A 2,408-nucleotide genomic window follows, 5' to 3' on the forward strand; every position below is an offset into this window, starting at 1 on the left:
CTTTACATTCTTTCCGGAATGCTCGCTGTCTGGCATGCGTTTCAAAATCGCAACGCGATCTTTGATGGATCGTACTTCAAGCCCTTCGATCTTACGAATTGGCTAGACATCTCGATAGCAGCTTTCGCGCTGATATTTCTTTGGTCCGCAGTCCATCACTTCTACGTGGCCAGCTTTGGCTTGTCGCTAAAAGGCATTTCGCTGAAAGACATTGAAATAAGGCCGTCCTCAGAGAACCAGGATTCTATCCTCAATCGTCACCTGGATGAGATTGTCTACTTCTTCCAGTCGACTCGATACGACCTCGTCGTCGTGGAAGACCTAGATCGCTTCGAAGATTCCGACATCTTTGTCACTCTTCGCGAGATCAACAGTCTCGTGAACGGTAATGTGGGAGTAAGGCGTAAGGTTAGATTCCTCTACGCGCTACGCGACGACATGTTTGTTAATACAGACCGGACCAAGTTCTTCGAGTTCATCATCCCAGTCATTCCCATCATCAACAGTTCGAACTCGATTGATATGGTTCTGGCGCAGGGCAGTCGGCTGGAGTTGGACGGAAGTCTCGATCAGCAATTCCTACGTGAAGTGTCGCGCTATCTTAGTGACCTGCGCCTCATCCACAACATCTTCAACGAGTACGCGATCTACGTCGCGAACTTGGAAACAGATGGCGAGAACGTTCTTGACGCCACAAAACTTCTTGCCGTGCTGATCTATAAGAACGTCTACCCGAGGGATTTTGAAAGGCTCCACCGCGGCGAAGGACATCTTGCCGGAATCTTGGGCCGCAAGGACGAACTCATCGCGGCCCGCGAACAAAGCTATCGATCTGAGATCACGGAGCTTGAACGAGGTATCGAGGCGGCTGAAAAGCAGGTCCCGAGAGACATTCGCGAGCTCAAACGGATCTACGCGATGGCGCTCCTAGAGTCATTACCAGCCAATGTGTCAGGTGTTAGTAGGAATGGGCAACAGTTTGTGGCACTTGCCAACCTATCCGAGTACGAGGAATTCGACGAGCTCGTTAATACACAGAGTATTCAATATAACACATTTACCCAGGGCCGACGCCAACACAACAATTCTGGATTGCAGGCAAGCATCGATCCAGAAGCAACCTACGCCGATCGAGTTCAATCGATCCAGCAAAAGGCAGAGTCACAGAAAAAAGCTTCGGTCAGGCGAATTACCGATCTGCGGAACCAGATCAAGACTATTCGGACGAGCAAGTTCAACGTCTTGCTGCAATCCAGCAGCCAAGAGATTGAGAGCCTATTCCAGGAGCTTGGTGATGGCGGCGAGCTTGCCCGTTTCCTGCTTTTGGAGGGCTATCTCGACGACAGCTACTACCAGTACACATCCCTGTTCCACTCTGGGCGACTATCACCAAACGACAACAAGTTCCTGATCCAGATCAGAGCCTTCCAGACACCAGAACCCGGATTTCCGATCGACAACCCTCATGAAGTCATCGCGGCCATGAGGGAGGACGATTTCGGTCTCGATTATGCACTGAACGTCCGGCTCATTGACGCGCTTTTGCAGAGTGAAGAGAATAAAGATCGGCTCGGGAAGGTCTTCGCATACCTCGCGAATGAGTTTTCGAACCAGCAAGAATTTTTCGAAGCCTACTATGCGTCGGGATCACACGTTGGCGAATTCTTAAAGCGGCTGGTCGAGGCTTGGCGGGGTTTCGTGCCCACGGCAATTGAAGGTCTATCCGCAGTTGAACACATCGCGGGCCTTATTGAACATCTTCCGCCTGCCCTTCTAGCTCGAGAGCGAGAAGAGCATGCTGAGCTACGCACGTTCGTGGCCGACAATATCCAAGACATCCTCGACCTTCTGGAAGGAGTTGACCCAGCCAAGCTCGAGGAGCTGCGAATCGAGACGAAGGATCTTGCGGCGATCAATGCCTATCCACAGGTCGTCCAGAAGTTGTACGAGCTCGGCCACTACCATTTGAATGCTGCGAACTTTGCGTACATCTTCGTCTCTATCCTCGGAGAACAAGCCGGGTCTGCCATGCGTAAGCGGCATTACTCGAGGATTCGAAATTCTGGAGTCAAACCCCTACTCGATCGGGTGGAAAGCGATTTCGCTGAATACTTCTCAAACGTGCTGTTGGAAATGGACGAAAACGTTGAAGAGGATATCGAAGCGATATTGGCTGTGATGAACCGAGATACGCTTGATGTCGAAGCCGTCGAAACTTTCGTCCTACGCCAAGTAAAAAAGTTGCCTAAACTCAACGATGTACCAGAGCGTTATCAGAGTATTGTTGTCCGTGGGGGCCAGATCGCACCTTCGTGGTCGAATTGTCTTGGTTTCATTCAGTCGGAGGCTTTTGATGGCGCTGCTCTAACTGGATTTCTTGGCAAGGATGAAGTCCGCTCAGCCCTTTT

The 2,408-nt window shown here is 50.9% G+C and carries 1 protein-coding gene; it reads left to right on the forward strand.

The window, feature by feature from the left end; genetic code table 11:
• On the forward strand, positions 1-2,408 hold a 2,408-nt coding region (locus tag ACSHWX_RS18265), incomplete at both ends, for an ATP-binding protein (RefSeq protein WP_435669639.1).

Source organism: Maritalea sp. (assembly GCF_051251695.1).
GTDB lineage: Bacteria > Pseudomonadota > Alphaproteobacteria > Rhizobiales > Devosiaceae > Maritalea.